This is a genomic window from Streptomyces sp. NPDC107654, assembly GCF_055639035.1.
This window is the reverse complement of record NZ_JBVKBI010000001.1, coordinates 229305-251712: the sequence shown is the minus strand read 5'-3', so window position 1 is coordinate 251712 and position 22408 is coordinate 229305. Positions and strand designations below refer to the sequence as shown.

At 70.2% G+C, this 22408-nt stretch carries 20 protein-coding genes; 15 read left to right on the top strand and 5 right to left on the bottom strand.

What is annotated here, in order from left to right; translation table 11 throughout:
* Positions 1 to 72 precede the first annotated feature (72 nt).
* The 5 genes from ACZ7N4_RS01140 (at position 73) to ACZ7N4_RS01120 (ending at position 6407) form a co-directional block, all read left to right on the top strand.
* Entirely contained in the window at positions 73 to 861 is a 789-nt protein-coding gene (locus tag ACZ7N4_RS01140; protein ID WP_471352411.1) for a PspA/IM30 family protein, read from the top strand.
* A gap of 33 nt (positions 862 to 894) precedes the next feature.
* Positions 895 to 1173, top strand: coding sequence for a PspA-associated protein PspAA (pspAA, locus tag ACZ7N4_RS01135; protein ID WP_467924499.1), 279 nt, complete (start codon positions 895 to 897; stop codon positions 1171 to 1173).
* Between the two features lie 70 nt (positions 1174 to 1243).
* Positions 1244 to 2461 carry a sensor histidine kinase gene (locus tag ACZ7N4_RS01130; RefSeq protein ID WP_471352409.1) on the top strand — a complete coding sequence of 406 codons (1218 nt, stop codon included), beginning with the start codon at positions 1244 to 1246 and terminating at the stop codon, positions 2459 to 2461.
* Complete coding sequence (locus tag ACZ7N4_RS01125; RefSeq protein ID WP_471352407.1) at positions 2458 to 3138, top strand: response regulator; 681 nt, start codon at positions 2458 to 2460, stop codon at positions 3136 to 3138. Before ACZ7N4_RS01130 ends, ACZ7N4_RS01125 begins: the two co-directional genes overlap by 4 nt.
* Positions 3139 to 3296: 158 nt before the next feature.
* A complete protein-coding gene (locus ACZ7N4_RS01120) occupies positions 3297 to 6407 on the top strand; it encodes an efflux RND transporter permease subunit (RefSeq protein WP_471352404.1) in 3111 nt (1036 codons plus the stop codon).
* 102 nt (positions 6408 to 6509) lie between these two features.
* Here the strand turns inward: ACZ7N4_RS01120 and nadA are convergent, their stop codons facing one another.
* Positions 6510 to 7694 carry a quinolinate synthase NadA gene (gene nadA, locus ACZ7N4_RS01115; protein ID WP_471352402.1) on the bottom strand — a complete coding sequence of 395 codons (1185 nt, stop codon included), beginning with the start codon at positions 7692 to 7694 and terminating at the stop codon, positions 6510 to 6512.
* Positions 7695 to 7957: 263 nt separating this feature from the next.
* Here nadA and ACZ7N4_RS01110 point away from each other — a divergent pair, with 263 nt between their 5' ends.
* A complete protein-coding gene (locus ACZ7N4_RS01110) occupies positions 7958 to 8314 on the top strand; it encodes an iron-sulfur cluster assembly accessory protein (RefSeq protein ID WP_030340884.1) in 357 nt (118 codons plus the stop codon).
* Between the two features lie 68 nt (positions 8315 to 8382).
* On the opposite strand, the gene ACZ7N4_RS01105 is transcribed toward ACZ7N4_RS01110, so the two are convergent.
* The gene (locus ACZ7N4_RS01105) at positions 8383 to 9936 is read right to left on the bottom strand and encodes a hypothetical protein (RefSeq protein ID WP_471352400.1); all 1554 of its coding nucleotides are present in this window, start codon (positions 9934 to 9936) and stop codon (positions 8383 to 8385) included.
* A 97-nt stretch (positions 9937 to 10033) separates the two neighbouring features.
* Complete coding sequence (locus tag ACZ7N4_RS01100) at positions 10034 to 10243, bottom strand: hypothetical protein (protein ID WP_471352398.1); 210 nt, start codon at positions 10241 to 10243, stop codon at positions 10034 to 10036.
* Between the two features lie 129 nt (positions 10244 to 10372).
* Between ACZ7N4_RS01100 and ACZ7N4_RS01095 the strand changes: the two genes are divergently transcribed.
* Positions 10373 to 11347 carry a carbohydrate kinase family protein gene (locus ACZ7N4_RS01095; protein WP_471352397.1) on the top strand — a complete coding sequence of 325 codons (975 nt, stop codon included), beginning with the start codon at positions 10373 to 10375 and terminating at the stop codon, positions 11345 to 11347.
* A 17-nt stretch (positions 11348 to 11364) separates the two neighbouring features.
* Here the strand turns inward: ACZ7N4_RS01095 and ACZ7N4_RS01090 are convergent, their stop codons facing one another.
* Positions 11365 to 12741, bottom strand: a complete 1377-nt coding sequence (locus ACZ7N4_RS01090; RefSeq protein ID WP_471352395.1) for an aminotransferase class V-fold PLP-dependent enzyme — start codon at positions 12739 to 12741, stop codon at positions 11365 to 11367.
* Between the two features lie 281 nt (positions 12742 to 13022).
* Between ACZ7N4_RS01090 and ctaC the strand changes: the two genes are divergently transcribed.
* From ctaC to ACZ7N4_RS01070, 4 genes are all read left to right on the top strand, one after another.
* Positions 13023 to 13982: an aa3-type cytochrome oxidase subunit II gene (gene ctaC / locus ACZ7N4_RS01085; protein WP_471352394.1), complete on the top strand. Its 960-nt coding sequence runs from the start codon at positions 13023 to 13025 to the stop codon at positions 13980 to 13982.
* Complete coding sequence (gene ctaD, locus ACZ7N4_RS01080) at positions 13979 to 15712, top strand: aa3-type cytochrome oxidase subunit I (protein WP_467924478.1); 1734 nt, start codon at positions 13979 to 13981, stop codon at positions 15710 to 15712. The genes ctaC and ctaD overlap by 4 nt, the downstream gene beginning before the upstream one ends.
* Positions 15709 to 16107 carry a cytochrome c oxidase subunit 4 gene (locus tag ACZ7N4_RS01075; RefSeq protein WP_023551358.1) on the top strand — a complete coding sequence of 133 codons (399 nt, stop codon included), beginning with the start codon at positions 15709 to 15711 and terminating at the stop codon, positions 16105 to 16107. The genes ctaD and ACZ7N4_RS01075 overlap by 4 nt, the downstream gene beginning before the upstream one ends.
* 161 nt (positions 16108 to 16268) lie before the next feature.
* Entirely contained in the window at positions 16269 to 17531 is a 1263-nt protein-coding gene (locus tag ACZ7N4_RS01070) for a L,D-transpeptidase (RefSeq protein ID WP_471352391.1), read from the top strand.
* Positions 17532 to 17605: 74 nt separating this feature from the next.
* Here ACZ7N4_RS01070 and ACZ7N4_RS01065 read toward each other — a convergent pair whose 3' ends face one another.
* Positions 17606 to 18007 (bottom strand): response regulator, encoded by a 402-nt coding sequence (locus ACZ7N4_RS01065; RefSeq protein WP_471352389.1) that lies wholly within the window; start codon positions 18005 to 18007, stop codon positions 17606 to 17608.
* 178 nt (positions 18008 to 18185) lie between these two features.
* On the opposite strand from ACZ7N4_RS01065, the gene ctaE reads away from it, so the two are divergent.
* The 4 genes from ctaE (at position 18186) to qcrB (ending at position 22394) form a co-directional block, all read left to right on the top strand.
* Positions 18186 to 18806 (top strand): aa3-type cytochrome oxidase subunit III, encoded by a 621-nt coding sequence (ctaE, locus tag ACZ7N4_RS01060; protein WP_030348419.1) that lies wholly within the window; start codon positions 18186 to 18188, stop codon positions 18804 to 18806.
* 62 nt (positions 18807 to 18868) lie between these two features.
* Positions 18869 to 19681, top strand: a complete 813-nt coding sequence (qcrC, locus tag ACZ7N4_RS01055; RefSeq protein WP_471352386.1) for a cytochrome bc1 complex diheme cytochrome c subunit — start codon at positions 18869 to 18871, stop codon at positions 19679 to 19681.
* Positions 19678 to 20736, top strand: coding sequence for a cytochrome bc1 complex Rieske iron-sulfur subunit (gene qcrA / locus ACZ7N4_RS01050; RefSeq protein WP_471352384.1), 1059 nt, complete (start codon positions 19678 to 19680; stop codon positions 20734 to 20736). Before qcrC ends, qcrA begins: the two co-directional genes overlap by 4 nt.
* Positions 20733 to 22394, top strand: coding sequence for a cytochrome bc1 complex cytochrome b subunit (qcrB, locus tag ACZ7N4_RS01045; RefSeq protein WP_471352382.1), 1662 nt, complete (start codon positions 20733 to 20735; stop codon positions 22392 to 22394). Before qcrA ends, qcrB begins: the two co-directional genes overlap by 4 nt.
* The last annotated feature ends 14 nt before the right edge of the window (positions 22395 to 22408 follow it).

Below are 22408 nucleotides of genomic sequence, written 5' to 3'. Positions count from 1 at the left end.
TGTGGGTCCTGTCGCAGGATCTGTGAGCTGGAGTCCGTCAGAAGGGGGCGCGCGAAGCCCATGAGCGGTGTCATGAAGCGTATGGGGATGATCTTCCGCGCGAAGGCGAACAAGGCCCTTGACCGGGCCGAGGACCCGCGCGAAACCCTCGATTACTCCTACCAGAAGCAGCTGGAGCTGTTGCAGAAGGTGCGGCGCGGCGTGGCCGACGTGGCCACCAGCCGCAAGCGCCTGGAACTCCAGCTGAACCAGCTCCAGCAGCAGTCCGTCAAGCTGGAGGACCAGGGCCGCAAGGCGCTCGCCCTCGGCCGTGAGGACCTGGCCCGCGAGGCGCTGTCCCGCAAGGCCGCCCTCCAGCAGCAGGTGACGGACCTGGAGACCCAGCACGCGACCCTCCAGGGCGAGGAGGAGAAGCTCACCCTGGCGGCCCAGCGCCTCCAGGCCAAGGTGGACGCCTTCCGTACGAAGAAGGAGACCATCAAGGCCACCTACACCGCCGCCCAGGCCCAGACCCGCATCGGCGAGGCCTTCTCCGGCATCTCCGAGGAGATGGGCGACGTCGGCCTCGCCATCCAGCGCGCCGAGGACAAGACCGCCCAGATGCAGGCCCGGGCCGGCGCCATCGACGAGCTGCTCGCCTCCGGCGCCCTCGACGACCAGTCCGGTATGCACAAGGACGACATCCAGGCCGAGCTGGACCGGCTCTCCGGTGGTACGGATGTAGAGCTGGAACTGCAGCGCATGAAGGCCGAGCTGGCCGGGGGCTCCCCGCAGCAGGCCATCGAGGGCGGCACCGGTCAGGGGCAGTCCCAGCAGTCCCAGCAGCAGCCGCAGGACACCCCGCGCTTCGACAAGCAGTAGCCCGGCGCCGGGGCCCGAGCCGAGGAGGCCGACGTGATCGTACGGATCATGGGGGAGGGCCAGGTGAGGCTGGACGACAGCCACCTCGCCGAGCTCAACCAGCTGGACGACGAACTGCTGGCCGAGATGGAGAGCGGTGACGGCGAGGGCTTCCGCCGTACGCTCACCGCCCTCCTGGACGCCGTCCACCGCCTCGGCACGCCGCTGCCCGACGACTCCCTGGAGCCCTCCGAACTGATCCTGCCCTCGCCGGACGCGACGCTGGAGGAGGTCCGGGCACTCCTCGGCGACGAGGGACTGATCCCGGGCTGAGGGGCGCGCGGCGATACCGCCCGCGCCCCTTCGGGGCCCGTTCCGGGGCAGGAACCGTACTGTTCCTCAGGTGAGCACTCTCGACAGCGCCCGGTGCAGGCTCAAGGCCCACCCGCTGGCGGCGGACGCGGTTCTCGCCATGGGGGTCCTGACCTGCATGGTCGCCGGTTCCTTCGCCGTGCCCCGGCGGGACCACGGCGTCACCTGGGACCTGCACGCCCCGGGCGTCCTCAGCCTCCTCCTCATGCTGGCCGGCGCCGCGGCGCTCGCGTTCCGCCGCCGCGCGCCGAGGACGGTCCTGGCCGTCACCGGCACGGTCTCCGTCGTGGAGTGCGTCACCGGTGATCCGCGCGCCCCGGTCGCGATGTCCGCCGTCGTCGCCCTCTACACCGTCGCCGCGACCACCGACCGCCCCACCACCTGGCGACTCGGCCTGCTCACCATGACCGTGCTGACGGCCGCCGCGATGCTCGCCGGCCCGCTGCCCTGGTACGCCCAGGAGAACCTGGGCGTCCTCGCCTGGACCGGTATCGGCGCCACCGCCGGCGACGCGGTCCGCAGCCGGCGGGCCGTCGTCCAGGCCATCCGGGACCGCGCGGAACGCGCCGAACGCACCCGCGAGGAGGAGGCCCGCCGCCGGGTCGCCGAGGAGCGGCTGCGGATCGCCCGCGACCTGCACGACGTCGTCGCCCATCACATCGCCCTGGTCAACGTGCAGGCCGGCGTCGCCGCCCACGTCATGGACAAGCGGCCCGACCAGGCCAAGGAGGCCCTCGGGCACGTCCGCGAGGCCAGCCGCAGCGCGCTGAACGAACTCCGCGCCACCGTCGGCCTGCTCCGCCAGTCCGGCGACCCGGAGGCCCCCACCGAGCCCGCCCCTGGCCTGAGCCGGCTGGAGGAGCTGGCCGACACCTTCCGCAGCGCGGGCCTGCCGGTGGCCGTGGCCCGCGCCGACCAGGGCACCGAACTCCCCGCCGCCGTCGACCTGGCCGCCTACCGGATCGTCCAGGAGGCCCTGACCAACGTGCAGAAGCACGCCGGCCCCGACGCCGAGGCCGAGGTCAGCGTCGTACGGGTCGGACCGCACGTGGAGGTCACCGTCCTGGACGACGGCTCGGGGACGCCCGGCGCGCCCGCGGCCGGCGGCGGGCACGGGCTGCTCGGCATGCGCGAGCGGGTCACCGCCCTCGGCGGCACCCTGACCACCGGACCCCGCTACGGCGGCGGCTTCCGCGTGCATGCGATCCTGCCGGTCAAGACGACGACGGCCCAGGGGGAGCCCGTATGACCATCCGTGTCCTGCTCGCGGACGACCAGGCACTGCTGCGCAGCGCGTTCCGGGTGCTGGTCGACTCCGAGCCCGACATGGAGGTGGTGGGGGAGGCCTCCGACGGCGCGGAGGCGGTCCGGCTGGCCGAGGAGCACGTCCCGGACGTCGTCCTCATGGACATCCGGATGCCCGGCACCGACGGCCTGGCCGCGACCCGGCTGATCAGCGCCGACCCCTCCCTCGCCCAGGTCCGCGTGGTCATCCTGACCACGTTCGAGGTCGACGACTACGTCGTCCGGGCGCTGCGCGCCGGCGCTTCCGGCTTCCTCGGCAAGGGCAGCGAGCCGGTGGAGCTGCTGAACGCCATCCGGGTCGCGGCGGGCGGCGAGGCGCTGCTGTCCCCGGCCGCCACCAAGGGGCTGATCGCCCGCTTCCTCGCCCGGGGCGACGACGGCGACGGACCCGACCCGGCCCGCTTCGAGCGGCTCGGCACGCTCACCGTCCGGGAGCGGGAGGTCCTCGTCCAGGTCGCCGGCGGCCACTCCAACGACGAGATCGCCGAGCGCCTGGAGGCCAGCCCGCTGACGGTGAAGACGCACGTCAACCGGGCCATGGCCAAGCTGGGCGCGCGGGACCGGGCGCAGCTCGTCGTCCTCGCGTACGAGTCGGGACTGGTACGCCCGAGGATGGAGTGATCTCCACCCGCGCGTACTGCGCGGGGAGTAGGGGCCGGTGAGGGAACGGGACCTGGGGCCTACGGAACGGCACCCCGGGATGGATCAGGGTGGTGGGGTGGGCGCCGTCCGCGTCCCCTTCGCCGCTTCTGCCGCTCACAGAAGAGAGACCCTGATCCATGTCCTGGCTGTCCAGATTCAGCCTCGCGCAGCGGGCCCTCGTCGGGCTCGTGTCCCTCGTCGCGCTCGCCTTCGGGCTGATCGCGATACCCCAGATCAAGCAGCAGCTGCTGCCCACCATCGAACTGCCCATGGTGTCGGTGATCGCGCCGTACCAGGGCGCCTCGCCCGACGTGGTCGAGAAACAGGTCGTCGAGCCCATCGAGGACAACCTCCAGGGCGTCGACGGCGTCACCGGTGTCACCTCCACCGCGAGCGAGGGCAACGCCGTGATCATGGCGTCCTTCGACTACGGCAACGACACCAAGCGGATCGTCTCCGACGTCCAGCAGGCCGTGAACCGGGCCCGCAACCGGCTCCCGGACGACGTCGACCCGCAGGTGGTCTCCGGTTCCACGGACGACATGCCGACCGTCGTCCTCGCCGTCACCTCCGGCAAGGACCAGCAGGCCCTCGCCGACCAGCTCGACACGACCGTCGTGCCGGCGCTGAAGGACATCGACGGCGTCGGCCGCGTGCAGGTCATGGGCGTCCGTGACCTGCAGGTCACCGTCACCCCGGACGACGCGAAGCTCGCCCGGGCCGGGCTCACCCCCGCCGCGCTGGGCCAGGCCCTCCAGGCGGGCGGTGCCACCGTCCCGGCCGGCTCCTTCGACGAGGACGGCGTGGGCCGCACCGTCCAGGTCGGCGGCGGCTTCACCTCCCTGCGGCAGATCAGGGACCTCAGGGTCGCCGGCGAGGGAGTGAGGCACCCCGTGCGGCTCGGCGACGTGGCGACCGTCGAGGAGCGGCCCGCCCCGGCCGACTCGATCACCCGCACCGACGGCAGGCCCAGCCTCGCCGTCAACGTGACGATGGACCACGACGGCAGCGCGGTCTCCATATCCGACGCGGTCAAGGACAAGCTGCCCGGCCTGCGCGAGGACCTCGGCCCGGGCGCGAAGCTCACGGTGGTCAGCGACCAGGGCCCGGCCGTCTCCAAGTCCGTCAAGGGCCTGACCACGGAGGGCGCGCTCGGCCTGCTCTTCGCGGTCCTGGTGATCCTGGTGTTCCTGGCCTCGGTCCGCTCCACGCTGGTGACGGCGGTGTCCATCCCGCTGTCGGTGGTGCTGGCCCTGCTGGTGCTGTGGACGCGCGGCCTGTCGCTGAACATGCTCACCCTGGGGGCGCTGACCATCGCCGTCGGCCGGGTCGTGGACGACTCGATCGTGGTCCTGGAGAACATCAAGCGGCACCTCGGCTACGGCGAGGAGCGCAGGGAGGCCATCCTCACCGCGGTGCGCGAGGTGGCCGGCGCGGTCACCTCCTCCACCCTCACCACGGTCGCCGTGTTCCTGCCGATCGGCCTGGTCGGCGGCATGGTGGGCGCCCTGTTCGGCTCGTTCAGCATCACCGTGACGGCGGCCCTGCTGGCCTCCCTGCTGGTGTCGCTGACGGTCGTGCCGGTCCTGTCGTACTGGTTCCTGCGGGCCCCGAAGGGCACTCCGGCGGACGCGGCACAGGCCCGCCGCGCGGCCGAGGAGAAGGAGGCGAACAGCCGCCTCCAGCGCGCCTACGTCCCCGTCCTGCGCTTCGCGACCCGCCGCCGCCTCACCAGCGTGGCTCTGGCGATCGCCGTCCTGGTCGTCACCTTCGGCATGTCCGGCCTGCTGAAGACGAACTTCTTCGACCAGGGCGAGCAGGAGGTCCTCACCGTCAAGCAGAAGCTGAAGCCCGGCACCAGCCTGGCCGCGACCGACGCCCAGGCCCGACGGGTCGAGAAACTGCTGGCCTCCACGAAGGGGGTGAAGGACTACCAGGTCACCGTCGGCTCCTCCGGCTTCATGGCGGCCTTCGGCGGCGGTACCGACACCAACCAGGCGTCCTACCAGGTCATGCTGGAGGACTCCGCCTCCTTCGCCGACGTGCAGAAGGACCTGGAGGACGGCCTGAGGAAGCTCAAGGGCACCGGCACGACCACCGTGTCGGCCGGAGACGGCTTCGGCAACCAGGACCTGAGCGTCGTGGTGAAGGCGTCCGACCCGAAGGCGCTGCGCACGGCGGCGGAGCAGGTCCGCTCCACCGTCGCCGGCCTCGACCACGTCACGGACGTCGGCAGCAACCTCGCGCAGAGCGTGCCGCGGATCTCCGTCAGGGCGAACGCCAAGGCCGCGGCCGCCGGGTTCGACGACCAGAAGCTGGGCGCCGCGGTGGCCCAGGCCGTACGCGGCACGACGGCGGCCAAGGCGGTCCTCGACGACACCGAGCGGGACGTCGTCGTGCGGTCGGCGAAACCCGCGACCACCCTGGCCCAGCTGCGGAAGCTGCGCCTCGGCCCGGTGAAGCTGGCCGACATCGCCACGGTGAAGCTGGTGGACGGCCCGGTGTCCCTGACCCGCATCGACGGGCAGCGCGCGGCCACCGTCACGGCCAGGCCGACCGGTGACAACACCGGCGCGATCAGCACCAAGCTCCAGTCGAGGATCAAGGCCCTGAAGCTCCCGGCGGGCGCCACGGCCGAGATCGGCGGTGTCTCCTCCGACCAGGACGACGCCTTCAAGAACCTGGGCCTGGCCATGCTGGCGGCCATCGCGATCGTCTTCATGCTGCTGGTGGCGACCTTCCGCTCGCTCGCCCAGCCGCTGATCCTGCTGGTCTCGATCCCGTTCGCGGCGACGGGCGCGATCGGCCTGCTGGCCGCCACCGGCACCCCGCTGGGCGTGCCCGCGATGATCGGCATGCTGATGCTGATCGGCATCGTGGTGACCAACGCGATCGTGCTGATCGACCTGATCAACCAGTACCGCGCCCAGGGCTACGGCGTGGTGGAAGCCGTGGTCGAGGGCGGCCGGCACCGGCTCCGCCCGATCCTGATGACGGCGCTGGCGACGATCTTCGCCCTGCTCCCGATGGCCCTGGGGGTCACCGGCGAGGGCGGCTTCATCGCCCAGCCCCTCGCGGTGGTCGTCATCGGCGGCCTGATCACCTCGACCCTGCTCACCCTGCTCCTCGTCCCGACGCTCTACGCGATGCTGGAGCTGCGCAAGGAGCGCAGGGCGAGGAAGCGGGCCGCGAAGAGGCGGCCGGAGGAGACGGAACCCTCCAGCGAGCCGGAGCCGGCTCAGGTCTAGCCGCGGAAGAGCTCGGGCCGGGGCGCGGAAGAGGCCCGGCCACGCAGGAAGGGGGCCGCACCGTCGGGTGCGGCCCCCTTCCCGTGCCGGAACGCCGAGAGGCTACGGCAGCGCCAGCATCCGCTCCAGCGCGAGCTTGGCGAACGCCTCCGTCTCCTTGTCGACCTCGATGCGGTTGACCAGGGTGCCCTCGGCCAGGGACTCCAGGGTCCAGACCAGGTGGGGCAGGTCGATGCGGTTCATGGTCGAGCAGAAGCAGACCGTCTTGTCGAGGAAGACGATCTCCTTGCCCTCGGGAGCGAAACGGTTCGCCAGCCGGCGGACCAGGTTCAGCTCCGTGCCGATGGCCCACTTGGAGCCGGCCGGGGCGGCTTCGAGGGCCTTGATGATGTACTCGGTCGAGCCGACGTAGTCCGCCGCGGCCACGACCTCGTGCTTGCACTCGGGGTGGACCAGGACGTTCACACCGGGGATGCGCGCGCGCACGTCGTTGACCGAGTCCAGGCTGAACCGGCCGTGCACCGAGCAGTGACCGCGCCAAAGGATCATCTTCGCGGCGCGCAGCTCGTCCGCGGTCAGCCCGCCGTTCGGCTTGTGCGGGTTGTAGACCACGCAGTCGTCCAGGGACATGCCCATGTCCCGGACGGCGGTGTTGCGGCCCAGGTGCTGGTCCGGCAGGAAGAGCACCTTCTCGCCCTGCTCGAACGCCCAGTCGAGGGCGCGCTTCGCGTTGGAGGAGGTGCAGATGGTGCCGCCGTGCCTGCCGGTGAACGCCTTGATGTCGGCCGAGGAGTTCATGTACGAGACGGGGACCACCTGCTCGGCGATCCCGGCCTCGGTCAGCACGTCCCAGCACTCGGCGACCTGCTCGGCCGTCGCCATGTCGGCCATGGAGCAGCCGGCGGCGAGGTCGGGCAGGACCACCTTCTGGTCGTCGGAGGTCAGGATGTCCGCCGACTCCGCCATGAAGTGCACACCGCAGAAGACGATGTACTCGGCCTCCGGGCGCGCCGCCGCGTCCCGGGCCAGCTTGAAGGAGTCACCCGTGACATCGGCGAACTGGATGACCTCGTCGCGCTGGTAGTGGTGGCCGAGCACGAAGACCTTGTCGCCGAGCTTCTCCTTGGCCGCGCGGGCGCGCTCGACCAGGTCGGGGTCGGACGGCGACGGCAGGTCACCGGGGCACTCGACGCCCCGCTCGCTCTTCGGGTCGGCCTCGCGGCCGAGCAGCAGCAGGGCGAGCGGAGTCGGCTGCACGTCGAGCTCCGGGGTCTGGGCGGTGGTCACGACACGCACCCTTTCTACTTTTCGTCTAACTGACGCTATCTATCATAACCGCTTCACGTCACTTTGACGATGGCCATAGCGTCGATGTGACGTGAATCCCGCCGGGGTCCCTCTCCGCGTGCCTGTCCGCGTTGGCGGGCATGTGCGAGCATGAGGAAGCGAGAAAAAAGCGACAACGCGAATGCCCGGCCCGGAATGAATCCGCGGAATCGCCGGTTGCACTCGTCGGCAAGCAGTCTCCGTACAACCCGGGAGAGATGTAGATGTCCGTATCGGACGAGACCACCACCGTCACCGACGGCATCATCCTGACCGACGCCGCCGCGGCCAAGGTCAAGGCCCTGCTCGACCAGGAAGGCCGCGACGACCTCGCGCTGCGTGTCGCCGTCCAGCCCGGCGGCTGCTCCGGCCTGCGTTACCAGCTCTTCTTCGACGAGCGCTCGCTCGACGGCGACGTCGTGAAGGACTTCGGCGGGGTCAAGGTCGTCACGGACCGGATGAGCGCCCCGTACCTCGGCGGCGCCACCGTCGACTTCGTGGACACCATCGAGAAGCAGGGCTTCACGATCGACAACCCCAACGCGACCGGCTCCTGCGCCTGCGGCGACTCCTTCAGCTGAGCCGACTCCGGACGCGAACGAGGCGGCGGCCCCCTCACGGGGCCGCCGCCTCGGCGTCCGCGCGCCCGCTAGCGCGGCTGTGCCGACGCGTCCGGCCGCAGGGAGCCCGGCTTCGCCTTCGGGACCTCCCCGCCGTCCGTGCCGACCACCGTCCGCCCGTCCAGCGGCGCGTGCAGCGTCACCGTCTTCACGTACTCCTTCGCGATCAGCACGCACACCCGGCCCGGCCAGGGCTTCTCGGTGACCGTCACCGTCACCCGCCCGCCGCTCTCCCGGGCCGAGGTCCGGTAGTCGGCGCACACCCCGCCGTAGAAGCTCAGGTTCAGCGTCCGCCCGTCGGCCGTGTAGGCGTTCACCTTCACGTTCCGGCTCCCGGCGGGCGCGCCGGTGGACGGCGGCGCGGAGGGTGCGGAGGGCGTCGAGGGTGAGGAGGTCGCGGAGGGCGCCGGGTCCGTCCGCGACGGCAGGTACTCCGGGGCGACGGCCGGATACGTCACCGTGAACGCGTCGTCCGCCGTGGATCCCCGCACCCGGAACAGCCAGGACGGCACCAGCGTCTGCCGTCCGCCGACGGAGTGCGCGGCCAGCCCGAACACCGCCTTCTCGACCGTCACCGTGTGCGCGTCCCGGCCCGCCGACGGCTTCTCCGGCGCCCCCGTGGACGCGCCGCACGGCTGCTCCAGCCGGTCCTTCAGCGGCACCGGAGTGGCGCACCCGCCGATCCCCATCCGGTGGCCGTCCTTCGCGGACCCGTTCAGCAGCTCCAGGGTCCGCCCGGCGCCCAGCACCGGGTAGGTGTCGCCCTTCACCGGCGTGGCGAGCAGCCCGTGGCCGCCGACCAGTTCGCCGGTCCGGTCGACGGTCAGGCCGGTCGTCCAGCCGTAGGTGGGCAGCCCGCCCACCACCGGATCCGCGCTCACCTCCCGCCGGGCGCCCATCACCCGGCTCGCGTCGGTCTTCGCGTCGTCCAGGCCCGCCGCCTCCAGCACCGGCGCCGCCGCCTTCTCGGCGTCCGCGACGCTCACCGGGTCGCCGGCCGGAGCGCCCGGGCCCTGTGCGCAGACGGTCACCTTGCGGCAGTCGTCCGTGCCGGGCGGGTACCGCTCGAAGCTCCAGCCGCCCGGCGCGTCCCGGTTCACCCGCAGGACGGGACCGGACCCGTCCTGGCCGCCGGCCCGCCACGTCCGCCCCTCGGACACCGGCGCCACGTCGATCCCGAGCGCCTTCGCCAGCCGCGTCACCTGCTCCCGCCCGACCTCGGCCCGCGGCTCGTACACCGCTGCGGAACCGGGCCCGTCCGGAAGCTCGCCCCGTGCGACGTACCGGGTGCCGTTCGGGTCCGGCTCGCCGGGCGCGATGCCGCCGGTGCCGCTGCTCGTCCAGCCGTCCAGGGCGAGCGGCGGGGGAGTGCGGCCGTCCGCGCCGGGTGCGGCCGGGGTGCCGGCGCGGCCGTCCGAGCCGCCGCTCGCGGCGAGGTAGGCGCCACCGCCGCCGACCAGGAGGACGGCCGCGGTGGCGACGGCGACGATGACGGCGGTGGGGCGTCGGCCGCTCGTCCGCCCCGGGTGTGCCGTCGACTGCGGGTCCGCCCCCTCGGGGCGCTCAGGCCGCTCGGTGTCCACCGCATCACTCCTCGCTGCTCGTGTCCCGCGTCCCCTGCTCGGGGGACGCCGATGGGACGCGGGAGGGGAGCGTACGGTTCCCGGGCGCGCTCCCGGGTCAGTCGCCGTAGTCGGACATCGCGTCCAGCAGCCGGGCGGACCGCACGGGCACGCTCACCCCGTGGATGTGGGACGGCGGCACCGGCCGGGGCGCGGCGTGCTCCGGGACCGTCCAGTGCGGGGCCATCCGGGCGCAGTCCCCGCGCAGCGCGGCGAGATCGCCGTCGGGGTCGGCCGGGGCGTGGGAGGTGAACTCGAGGTTCGTCATGACCGCACCGTAGGCACGGCCCAGGGGGCGAAGAAAGAGCTACTATCGGGTAGTTTTGCCCGCTTCAGTGGCGGCTTCCGACCGGGTAGCGTGAACTGTCAATCCAGCCTCCCGCAGGAGAACCCCGTCGTGCGCATCGCAGTCACCGGCTCCATCGCCACCGACCACCTCATGACCTTCCCCGGCCGCTTCGCCGACCAGTTCGTCGCGGACCAGCTGCACACGGTTTCGCTCTCCTTCCTGGTCGACAACCTCGACGTGCGCCGCGGCGGCGTCGGAGCCAACATCGCCTTCGGCATGGGCCAGCTCGGCACCGCGCCGATCCTGGTCGGCGCCGCCGGCTTCGACTTCGACGAGTACCGGGCCTGGCTCGACCGGCACGGCGTGGACACCGCCTCGGTCCGCATCTCCGAGACCCTGCACACCGCCCGCTTCGTGTGCACCACCGACTCCGACCACAACCAGATCGGCTCCTTCTACACGGGCGCGATGAGCGAGGCCCGGCTGATCGAGCTGAAGACCGTGGCGGACCGCGTGGGCGGCCTCGACCTCGTTCTCATCGGCGCCGACGACCCCGAGGCGATGCTCCGCCACACCGAGGAGTGCCGCTCCCGGAACATCCCGTTCGCCGCCGACTTCTCCCAGCAGATCGCCCGGATGGAGGGCGAGGAGATCCGGATACTGCTGGACGGCTCGACGTACCTGTTCTCCAACGAGTACGAGAAGGGGCTCATCGAGTCCAAGACCGGCTGGACCGACGCCGAGATCCTCTCCAAGGTCGGCCACCGGGTCACCACGCTCGGCTCGCGCGGCGTGCGCATCGAGCGGACCGGCGAGGACCCGATCGAGGTCGGCTGCCCGGAGGAGGAGCGCAAGGCCGACCCCACGGGCGTCGGCGACGCCTTCCGCGCGGGCTTCCTGTCCGGGCTGGCCTGGGGCGTCTCCCTGGAGCGCGCCGCCCAGGTCGGGTGCATGCTCGCCACGCTGGTCATCGAGACGGTCGGCACGCAGGAGTACCAGCTGCGGCGGGGTCACTTCATGGAGCGGTTCGTGAAGGCCTACGGCGAGGACGCGGGGCAGGAAGTGCGGGCCCACCTGGGCTGAGACCCGCCCGGGGTTCCTCAGGCCACCCTGCGCACCAGGTAGGCCGTCCCCTTCTCCGCCGGCTCCTCTCCGACGTACTCCTGCCCCCGCATCTCGCACCACGCCGGGATGTCCAGCCGGGCCGCCTCGTCGTCGGAGAGGACCCGGACGGTCCCGCCCACCGGGACGTCCCCGAACACCTTCGCCAGTTCGATGACCGGGATCGGGCAGCGCTTGCCCAGGGAGTCGACGACCAGTTCCTCCGCCCGGACGGCCGTCGCCGGGGCCGGCGCCCCCAGCTTCTCCCGGACGCCCGCCACCGCCCCCGGCAGCGCCCGGAGGAACCGCTCCACGTCCGCCTCGGCCGTGCCCGGCGGCAGCGACACCCGTACGTTGCCCTCGCTGAGCACGCCCATGGCCTTCAGCACATGGCTGGGCGTCAGCGTGCTGCTCGTGCAGGAGGAGCCGGAGGAGACCGAGAAGCCGGCCCGGTCCAGCTCGTGCAGCAGGGCCTCGCCGTCGACGTAGAGGCAGGAGAAGGTGACGATCCCGGGCAGCCGGCGCTCGGCGTCGCCGACCACCTCCACGTCCGGCACCAGCTCCGGCACCCGCGTCCGGATCCGCGCCGTCAGCTCCCGCAGCCGTACCGCCTCCTGGGCCGCCTCGGCCCGCACCGCGCGCAGCGAGGCCACGGCCGCCACGATCGCCGGGAGGTTCTCGAACCCGGGAGCCCGGCCGGACTCCCGCTCGTCCACCGGCCCTTGGGCGGCGAACCGCACCCCCTTGCGGACGACGAGCAGCCCGACCCCCGACGGCCCGCCCCACTTGTGCGCGCTGGCCGCCAGCAGCGACCAGTCGCCCCCGACCGGCCCCCAGCCCAGCGACTGCGCCGCGTCCACCAGCAGCGGCACCCCGGCCGCCCGGCACGCCTCGGCCACCTCGGCCACCGGCTGCACGGTCCCCACCTCGTGATTGGCCGACTGCAGGCACGCCAGCGCGGTGTCCGCCCGGAGCGCGGCCGCGTACCCCGCCGGGTCGACGGCTCCCGCCCGGCCGACGGCCACCCGGGTGACGTCTCCGCCCTCCGCCTCGAACACCTCCGCCGAATGGAGTACGCAGGAGTGTTCGACGGCGGACACGATCAGGTGGCGTCCCACCCGCCGGCGCCCGGCCAACGCCCCCGCGACGCCGCTGTGCACGGCCCGGGTGCCGGACGACGTGAACACCACCTCGTCGGTCCGGCAGCCGACGGCCTCCGCGACCGCCTCACGCGAGGCGTCCAGCAGCATCCGCGCCTTGCGTCCCTCCCGGTGGAGCCGGGCGGGATCGGCCCACCCGTCATCCAAAGAGGCCAACAGCGCCTGACGGGCGACGGGATGGAGGGGGACGGCTGAGGCAGCGTCGAAGTAGGCCATACGGCAACGCTAGACCGCCGGTCAGGGCAGTGCTCCCAAGGGGCGCGGGGCGGTGGCACCAGGGGCTCCGCCGGGGGGTGCGACCAGCCACAACACCCCCGCAGCCGCCAATCAAGCGAACCACCCGAGCCAGTAGGCACCCCTCCCCGCGAACCCTCGGAGAGGGTGGGCTAGGGTTTGGTCCGCATAAACATCCAAACCCCTGCCCGACGCAGGGCGGCGACCGACCAGCGAGAAGGCCGCAGCCAACCGCGCGGGCGAGACTCTCGGGAAGGCGCTACGTGAGTCCCAACGGCTCCGACCGCTCGCCGCGGCGCCCGATGCGGCGGAAGCTGCTGCAGGCACTGACCGCGGGCCTGGTCCTGGCGACCGCAACCGGTTGCACATACAAGGACTTCCCCCGCCTTGGCATGCCCACCCCGACCACGGAAGAGGCTCCGCGGATCCTCTCCCTGTGGCAGGGCTCCTGGGCTGCCGCGCTCGCCGTCGGCGTGCTGGTGTGGGGCCTGATCCTGTGGAGTGCTTTCTTCCACCGGCGCAGCCGCACCAAGGTCGAGGTTCCTCCGCAGACCCGGTACAACATGCCGATCGAGGCCCTGTACACGGTGGTCCCGATCATCATCATCTCGGTGCTCTTCTACTTCACGGCCCGGGACGAGTCGAAGCTCCTGGACACCTCGAAGAAGCCCGACGTCACGGTCAACGTGGTCGGCTTCCAGTGGAGCTGGGGCTTCAACTACGTCGAGGACGTCCCCGGGTCCTCCGGCGACGCCAGGACCGACAAGAACCTGAACGCCATTCCGGACCAGCTGCGGAACCAGTTCCCGGCCCACGCCGGCGGTGTCTACGACGTCGGCACGCCCGGCACGCGGAACCCGCAGACGAACAACCCGGGCCCGACGCTCTGGCTGCCCAAGGGCAAGACGGTCCGCTTCGTCCTGACCTCGCGTGACGTCATCCACTCCTTCTGGGTGGTGCCGTTCCTGATGAAGCAGGACGTCATCCCCGGTCACACCAACGCCTTCCAGGTGACCCCCAACAAGGAGGGCACCTTCCTCGGCAAGTGCGCCGAGCTCTGCGGCGTCGACCACTCCCGGATGCTGTTCAACGTGAAGGTCGTCTCTCCGGAGCGCTACGCGCAGCACCTCAAGGAGCTCGCGAAGAAGGGGCAGACCGGTTACATTCCGGCCGGCATCGCGCAGACGAGCCACGAGAAGAACCAGAGGACGAACAACCTGTGAGCATCCTCAACGAACCCCAGGGTGCCGCGGCAGCTGAAGGCACATACGCTGACGAGCTGCCGGTCAGGCGCAAGCAGCCCGGCAATGTCGTGGTGAAGTGGCTGACGACCACCGACCACAAGACGATCGGCACGATGTATCTGGCGACGTCGTTCGCGTTCTTCCTGATCGGTGGCGTGATGGCGCTGCTGATGCGCGCCGAGCTGGCCCGGCCGGGCCTGCAGTTCATGTCGAACGAGCAGTTCAACCAGGCGTTCACGATGCACGGCACCGTGATGCTGCTGATGTTCGCGACCCCGCTGTTCGCCGGTTTCGCGAACTGGATCATGCCGCTGCAGATCGGTGCGCCCGATGTGGCGTTCCCGCGGCTGAACATGTTCGCCTACTGGCTGTACCTGTTCGGCTCGCTCATCGCGGTGGGCGGCTTCCTCACCCCCGAGGGTGCGGCCGACTTCGGCTGGTTCGCCTACTCCCCGCTGTCGGACGCGGTCCGCTCGCCGGGCATCGGCGCCGACATGTGGATCATGGGTCTGGCCTTCTCCGGCTTCGGCACCATCCTCGGCTCGGTCAACTTCATCACCACGATCATCTGCATGCGCGCCCCGGGCATGACGATGTTCCGCATGCCGATCTTCGTGTGGAACGTGCTGCTGACCGGTGTGCTCGTCCTGCTGGCCTTCCCGGTGCTGGCCGCCGCGCTGTTCGCCCTGGAGGCGGACCGCAAGTTCGGCGCCCACGTCTTCGACCCGGCCAACGGCGGCGCACTGCTGTGGCAACACCTCTTCTGGTTCTTCGGCCATCCAGAGGTGTACATCATCGCCCTGCCGTTCTTCGGCATCATCAGCGAAGTCATCCCGGTGTTCTCCCGCAAGCCGATGTTCGGCTACATGGGCCTGATCGCCGCGACCGTCGCGATCGCCGGTCTGTCCGTGACCGTGTGGGCCCACCACATGTACGTCACCGGCGGCGTGCTCCTGCCGTTCTTCTCCTTCATGACCTTCCTCATCGCGGTCCCGACCGGTGTGAAGTTCTTCAACTGGATCGGCACCATGTGGAAGGGCTCGCTGTCCTTCGAGACACCGATGCTCTGGGCGACCGGCTTCCTGATCACCTTCACGTTCGGTGGTCTGACCGGTGTCATCCTGGCCTCGCCGCCCATGGACTTCCACGTCTCCGACTCGTACTTCGTGGTGGCCCACTTCCACTACGTGGTCTTCGGCACGGTCGTCTTCGCGATGTTCTCCGGCTTCCACTTCTGGTGGCCGAAGTGGACCGGCAAGATGCTGGACGAGCGCCTCGGCAAGATCACCTTCTGGACGCTGTTCATCGGCTTCCACGGCACCTTCCTGGTCCAGCACTGGCTGGGCGCCGAGGGCATGCCGCGCCGGTACGCCGACTACCTGGCGGCCGACGGCTTCACCGCGCTGAACACGGTGTCGACCATCAGCTCCTTCCTGCTCGGCCTGTCGATCCTGCCGTTCCTCTACAACGTCTGGAAGACCGCCAAGTACGGCAAGAAGGTCGAGGTCGACGACCCGTGGGGCTACGGCCGCTCGCTGGAGTGGGCGACCTCCTGCCCGCCGCCGCGGCACAACTTCCTCACCCTGCCGCGGATCCGCAGTGAATCCCCGGCGTTCGACCTGCACCACCCTGAGATCGCCGCGCTCGAACAGCTCGAGCACGCCGGTCACGGCACCGCCGTCGCGGGCAGCAAGGAGGCCGGCAAGTGAAGATCCAGGGTCGGATGTTCATCTGGCTGAGCGTCTTCATCCTGATCATGGCCATCGTGTATGGCGTGTGGTCGAAGGAGCCGGCCGGAACCACCGCGCTCTTCCTGGCCTTCGGCCTGAGCGTCATGATCGGCTTCTACCTGGGCTTCACCGCCCGGCGGGTCGACGCGGGCGCCCAGGACGACAAGGAGGCCGACGTCGCGGACGACGCGGGCGAGCTGGGCTTCTTCAGCCCGCACAGCTGGCAGCCGCTCATGCTGGGCTTCGGCGGTGCGATCGCCTTCCTCAGCATCGCGGTCGGCTGGTGGCTGATCTACTTCTCCGCCCCGTTCATCGTGGTCGGCCTGTTCGGCTGGGTGTTCGAGTACTACCACGGTGAGAACCGCACCCAGTAGGACACGCGGAACGCGCCGGGAGCCCGGACCCTCCCCCTGGGGAGGGTCCGGGCTCCCGGCTTTCGCGTCGGCTCCGGCGGGTCCTTCCTTTGCCGCAGTGTCGTTCCCTCGTACGAGTTACCTGCCGCGCCGGTACGGTCTCCAGCTCATAACGTGATCATATGAACCACACTCCGCGGACCCGCACCGTCGTCGGCTGCACGCTGCTGGTGACCGCCCTCGGCGCGGGCGTCACCGCTTGCGGTTCGGACGGCAACCCCCTGTCGGCCAGGCCGTACGACGCAGCGGGCCTGATCTCCTTCAACGGCCCCACCGAAGCGGGGAAGCGGGCCGACCCGGACAAGCCCCTGGAGGTCACCGCCAGCAGCGGTGAGGGGCGGATCACCGACGTGACCGCCCAGGACTCCACAGGACGCTATGTGGCGGGCGAACTCGCCGCCGACGGCAGCCGGTGGCACAGCACCTCGCCGCTGGCCGCCAACGCCCACTACACGGTCACGGTGAGCACCGAGGACGAGGACGGCGCACCCGGCCGCAAGGTCCTCACCTTCGACACCAGCAAACCCACCAGCAAGAAGCGCCTGAACGTCACGTTCGGACCGGAGAAGGGCACCTACGGCGTCGGACAGCCGATCACGGCCCAACTCGACCACGAGATCAAGGACAAGGCGCAACGCGCCATCGTGGAGCGCGCCCTGCGGGTGGACTCCACGCCGGCCGTGCCGGGCGCCTGGCACTGGGTGGACAACAAGGAACTCCACTACCGCCCCAAGGAGTACTGGCCCGTCCACGCCACGATCCAGGTGCACAGCAACCTGGACGGCGTCAAGATCGGCGACCGGCTGTGGGGCGGCCCCTCCAAGCCCCTGACGATCACCACGGGCGACCGGATCGAGGCCGTCACCGACGCCGCCTCGCACCAGATGACGGTCTTCAAGAACGGCCAGGAGATCAACCAGATCCCCGTCACGACCGGCAAGCCCGGCTTCGAGACCCGCAACGGAGTCAAGGTGGTCCTGGCCAAGCAGTACTTCGTACGCATGCGCGGCACCACCGTCGGCATCGCCGAGGGCAGCGCCGACTCCTACGACCTGCCGGTCTACTACGCCACCCGGGTCACCTGGTCCGGCGAGTACGTCCACGCGGCGCCCTGGTCCGTGGGATCACAGGGCTACGCCAACGTCAGCCACGGCTGCACCGGTATGAGCACCTCCAACGCCGAGTGGTTCTTCGACACCGTGCGCGAGGGAGACATCGTCAAGGTCGTCAACTCGAACGGCGACGACATGGAGCCCTTCGGCAACGGCTTCGGCGACTGGAACGTCGACTGGCAGAAGTGGCGCCAGGGCAGCGCCCTCTTCAACGGCAGACCGGACGGCCCGGCCCCGTCGGACGCGCTGCGCATCCAGCCGGCAGCGGTGTGATGAAGGGGCGCGGGGGACCGCGCGACGAGGGCCCACCGGCCCGGACCCGCGCGCGAACCCGGCGCCCCGCCCCGCTAGGCGCCCACCAGCCGCTTCCGCCGCAGCAGGGAGGCCAGGGCCGAGGCGAACTCCACCGGGTCCACCGGCAGGGTCACCGCCGCGTCCGCCCGGCTCCACGTGGCCAGCCAGGCGTCCTGGGGCCGCCCCATCAGCAGCAGCACCGGCGGACAGCCGAACACCTCGTCCTTGATCTGCCGGCACACCCCCATGCCGCCCATCGGCACGGCCTCGCCGTCGAGCACGCACACGTCGATGCCGCCCCTGTCCAGCTCCCGCAGCACCGCGTCCGGCGTCGCGCACTCCACGAACTCCACCAGGGGGACGTCCGGGGCCGGCCGACGCCCGGCGGCCAGCCGTACTTGCTCGCGGGTGGTGGAGTCGTCGCTGTAGACCAGCACCGTGGCGGTCGGCTGCATTGTTCCTCCGAGACGTCAGCGTCGTACGGACAGGACGGGCAGGCCCGTTCCGGCGGATGTTACTCCCGTCGCCGGGCCCGTGAACACCACGTCGAACACCACGTCAACAGCGGTGTGGCGGGTGGCAACACTCCGAACGGCACCCCCCGGAGTGAGCGCGAGATAAGCGACCGACATAATGTCGGTCGTGGCGACAGCAACGACAGTAGAAACCGGGCACGCGCACCCGTCGGTCAACCGGCCGAACCTCACCAGCGTCGGAACCATCATCTGGCTGAGTTCCGAGCTGATGTTCTTCGCGGCCCTCTTCGCGATGTACTTCACCCTCCGGTCGGTGACCGGACCGGTCCACTGGAAGGAACAGGCGGAGGCACTCAACGTGCCCTTCTCCGCCACGAACACCACGATCCTGGTGCTCTCCTCCCTCACCTGCCAGCTCGGCGTGTTCGCTGCCGAACGCGGCGACGTGAAGAAGCTCCGTGGCTGGTTCATCCTCACCTTCATCATGGGTGCGATCTTCATCGGCGGTCAGATCTACGAGTACACGGAGCTGGTGAAGAAGGACGGCATCTCGCTGTCCTCCGACCCGTACGGCTCGGTGTTCTACCTGACCACCGGCTTCCACGGCCTGCACGTGACGGGCGGTCTCATCGCCTTCCTGCTGGTCCTCGGCCGCACCTACATGGCCAAGAGGTTCACTCACGAGCAGGCGACCGCCGCCATCGTCGTGTCCTACTACTGGCACTTCGTCGATGTCGTCTGGATCGGCCTCTTCGCCACGATCTACCTGATCAAGTAGCCGGGACCGCTCCCGCACATCCAGAAGCACCGACGCAGAAGATCCTGACACCGGGGTAATCCGTGAAAAAGCTCTCCGCACGACGACGCCATCCGCTGGCGGCGGTCGTCGTCCTACTCCTCGCGCTGGCGGCCACTGGGGGGCTGTACGCCGCGTTCGCGCCCGCGGGCAAGGCGCAGGCCGATGAATCCTCCCAGTCCCTGACCATCAAGGAGGGCAAGAAGCTCTACGAGGTCGGCTGCGCCAGCTGCCACGGCACCGGTGGCCAGGGCTCCTCCGACGGCCCGAGCCTCGTCGGCGTGGGTGCCGCCGCTGTCGACTTCCAGGTCGGCACCGGCCGTATGCCCGCCGCCACCTCGCAGGGCGCCCAGGTCCCGCGCAAGAAGCCTGTCTACACGCAGGCCCAGATCGACCAGCTCGCCGCGTACGTCGCCTCGCTGGGTGCCGGCCCGAGCGTGCCCACCGAGCAGCAGTACGGCCCCGGCAACGCGGACATCGCCAAGGGTGGCGAACTGTTCCGCACCAACTGCGCGCAGTGCCACAACTTCACCGGCAAGGGCGGTGCCCTGACCAAGGGCAAGTACGCGCCGAGCCTGGAGGGTGTCGCTCCGAAGCACATCTACGAGGCCATGCAGACGGGCCCGCAGAACATGCCGTCCTTCCCCGACACCACGATGTCGGAGAAGAACAAGAAGGACATCATCGCGTACCTGAACGCGGTCAACGGCGATGAGACCGAGAACCCCGGCGGTATGGAGCTGGGTGGCCTCGGGCCGGTCAGCGAGGGTCTGTTCGCCTGGATCTTCGGCCTCGGCGCGCTGATCGCGGTCGCCGTCTGGGTCGCCGCTCGGACCGCAAAGGCCAAGAAGTCATGAGTAGCCAAGACATTCCAGAAGAGAACCTGCCCGCTGAGCAGGACCACGCACACGGCGCGGTAGGGATCGCGGACGAGGAGAACCCGTTCGCCGACCCGGGGCTGCCCCCGCACGAGCACCGGATCCAGGACATCGACGAGCGGGCCGCCAAGCGGTCCGAGCGCATGGTCGCCCTGCTGTTCACGGTGTCGATGCTGGCCACCATCGGCTTCATCGTCGCGTACCTGGCCGTCCCGACCGACAAGTCGATCTTCGTCTTCCCGATCGGGCACATCAGCGCGATGAACTTCGCGCTGGGCCTGACCCTGGGCGTGGCGCTGTTCTGCATCGGCGCGGGCGCGGTCCACTGGGCCCGCACCCTGATGTCCGACGTGGAGGTCGCCGACGACCGGCACCCCATCGAGGCTCCCGCCGAGGTCCGGGCGAAGGTCCACGCGGACTTCCGCGAGGGCGCCAAGGAGTCGGCGCTCGGCCGCCGCAAGCTGATCCGCAACACCATGTTCGGCGCGCTGGCCTTCGTGCCGCTGTCCGGCGTCATGCTGCTCGGCGGTCTCGGCCCGGCGCCGGGGACCAAGCTCCGCCACACCATGTGGGCCAAGGGCAAGCGCCTGGTCAACATGAACACGAACCAGCCGCTGCGTCCCGAGGACGTCGCCGTGGGCTCGCTCACCTTCGCCAAGCCGGACGGCCTGGAGGAGCGCGACGAGGACTTCCAGAACGAGATCGCCAAGGCGGCTCTGATGATCGTCCGGATCCAGCCGGGCAACATCAAGGACAAGCGCGAGCTGGCGTGGTCGCACGAGGGCATCGTCGCGTACTCGAAGATCTGCACCCACGTCGGTTGCCCGATCTCGCTGTACGAGCAGCAGACGCACCACGTGCTGTGCCCGTGCCACCAGTCCACCTTCGACCTCTCCGACGGTGCCCGAGTGATCTTCGGCCCCGCCGGCCACGCCCTGCCGCAGCTGCGCATCGGCGTGGACAGTGAGGGTTACCTCCAGGCGCTCGGCGACTTCGAGGAGCCCGTCGGTCCTGCATTCTGGGAGCGCGGATGAGCACTACACCGAACGAAACGCCTTCATCTGCCGCTGCCGCGGCGGGCCGCTCTCGCGGGAAGGCACCGGCCGGCGAGCGCATCGCCGACTGGGCCGACGGCCGGCTCGGGATCTACTCCCTCGCCAAGGCCAACATGCGCAAGATCTTCCCCGACCACTGGTCGTTCATGTTGGGCGAAGTGTGCATGTACAGCTTCATCATCATCATCCTGACGGGTGTCTATCTGACGCTGTTCTTCCACCCGTCGATGAACGAGGTGGAGTACCACGGCAGCTACGTCCCGCTCCAGGGACAGCTGATGTCCGAGGCGTTCAGCTCGACCCTGCACATCTCCTTCGACGTGCGCGGTGGTCTGCTCATCCGGCAGATCCACCACTGGGCCGCCCTGATCTTCCTCGCCGGCATGTTCGTGCACATGATGCGCGTGTTCTTCACCGGCGCGTTCCGCAAGCCGCGTGAGATCAACTGGCTGTTCGGCTTCCTGCTGTTCGTCCTCGGCATGTTCACCGGCTTCACCGGTTACTCGCTCCCCGACGACCTGCTCTCCGGCACCGGTGTCCGCTTCACCGAGGGCGCGATCCTGTCCATGCCGATCGTCGGCACGTACATCTCGATGTTCCTCTTCGGCGGCGAGTTCCCCGGCCACGACTTCGTCGCCCGGTTCTACTCGATCCACATCCTGCTGCTGCCGGGCATCATGCTCGGCCTGATGGTGGCGCACCTGATCCTGGTCTTCTACCACAAGCACACGCAGTTCGCGGGTCCCGGGAAGTCCGAGAAGAACGTCGTCGGCATGCCGCTGCTGCCGGTGTACATGGCCAAGGCCGGAGGCTTCTTCTTCCTGGTCTTCGGTGTCATCGCGGCCATCGCGGCGGTCGCCCAGATCAACCCGATCTGGGCCATGGGCCCCTACCGTCCGGACCAGGTGTCCACCGGCGCCCAGCCCGACTGGTACATGGGCTTCGCCGAGGGTCTGGTCCGCTACATGCCGGGCTGGGAGATCAACTTCTGGGGCCACACGCTCGTCCTGGGCGTGTTCATCCCGCTGGTGCTCTTCGGTCTCGTCCTGGCGGCGATCGCGGTCTACCCGTTCATCGAGTCCTGGGTCACCGGCGACAAGCGCGAGCACCACATCCTGGACCGCCCGCGCAACGCCCCGACCCGTACCGCGTTCGGTGTCGCCTGGGTGACGGTCTACATGGTGGGCCTGGTCGGCGGTGGCAACGACCTCTTCGCCACCCACTTCCACCTGTCGATCAACGCCGTCACCTGGTTCGTTCGGATCGCCTTCTTCGCCGGACCGGTCATCGCGTTCCTCGTCACCAAGCGGATCTGCCTCGGCCTGCAGCGCCGCGACCGCGACAAGGTGCTGCACGGTCGCGAGACCGGCATCATCAAGCGGCTGCCGCACGGTGAGTTCATCGAGGTGCACGAGCCGCTCAGCCAGGAGCAGCTGCACACGCTCACCGCGCACGAGCAGTACCAGCCGGCCGAGATCGGTCCGACGGTCGACGAGAACGGTGTCGAGCGCAAGGTGGGTGCCTCGGAGAAGCTGCGCGTCAAGCTCTCCAACGCCTACTACGGCGAGGACAACCAGATCCCGAAGCCGACCGTCGAGGAGTACAAGGAGATCACGAGCGGCCACGGCCACCACTGATCCCCGCGTCGCCA

Excerpts from the sequence above, each read along its gene's own strand:
- ACZ7N4_RS01140 (WP_471352411.1), top strand. The coding sequence starts at position 73 with ATGAAGCGTATGGGGATGATCTTCCGCGCGAAGGCGAACAAGGCCCTT.
- ACZ7N4_RS01125 (WP_471352407.1), top strand. The coding sequence starts at position 2,458 with ATGACCATCCGTGTCCTGCTCGCGGACGACCAGGCACTGCTGCGCAGC.
- ACZ7N4_RS01120 (WP_471352404.1), top strand. The coding sequence starts at position 3,297 with ATGTCCTGGCTGTCCAGATTCAGCCTCGCGCAGCGGGCCCTCGTCGGG.
- ACZ7N4_RS01110 (WP_030340884.1), top strand. The coding sequence starts at position 7,958 with ATGTCCGTATCGGACGAGACCACCACCGTCACCGACGGCATCATCCTG.
- ACZ7N4_RS01100 (WP_471352398.1), bottom strand. The coding sequence starts at position 10,243 with ATGACGAACCTCGAGTTCACCTCCCACGCCCCGGCCGACCCCGACGGC.
- ACZ7N4_RS01090 (WP_471352395.1), bottom strand. The coding sequence starts at position 12,741 with ATGGCCTACTTCGACGCTGCCTCAGCCGTCCCCCTCCATCCCGTCGCC.
- ACZ7N4_RS01070 (WP_471352391.1), top strand. The coding sequence starts at position 16,269 with ATGAACCACACTCCGCGGACCCGCACCGTCGTCGGCTGCACGCTGCTG.
- ACZ7N4_RS01065 (WP_471352389.1), bottom strand. The coding sequence starts at position 18,007 with ATGCAGCCGACCGCCACGGTGCTGGTCTACAGCGACGACTCCACCACC.
- ctaE (WP_030348419.1), top strand. The coding sequence starts at position 18,186 with ATGTCGGTCGTGGCGACAGCAACGACAGTAGAAACCGGGCACGCGCAC.
- qcrA (WP_471352384.1), top strand. The coding sequence starts at position 19,678 with ATGAGTAGCCAAGACATTCCAGAAGAGAACCTGCCCGCTGAGCAGGAC.
- qcrB (WP_471352382.1), top strand. The coding sequence starts at position 20,733 with ATGAGCACTACACCGAACGAAACGCCTTCATCTGCCGCTGCCGCGGCG.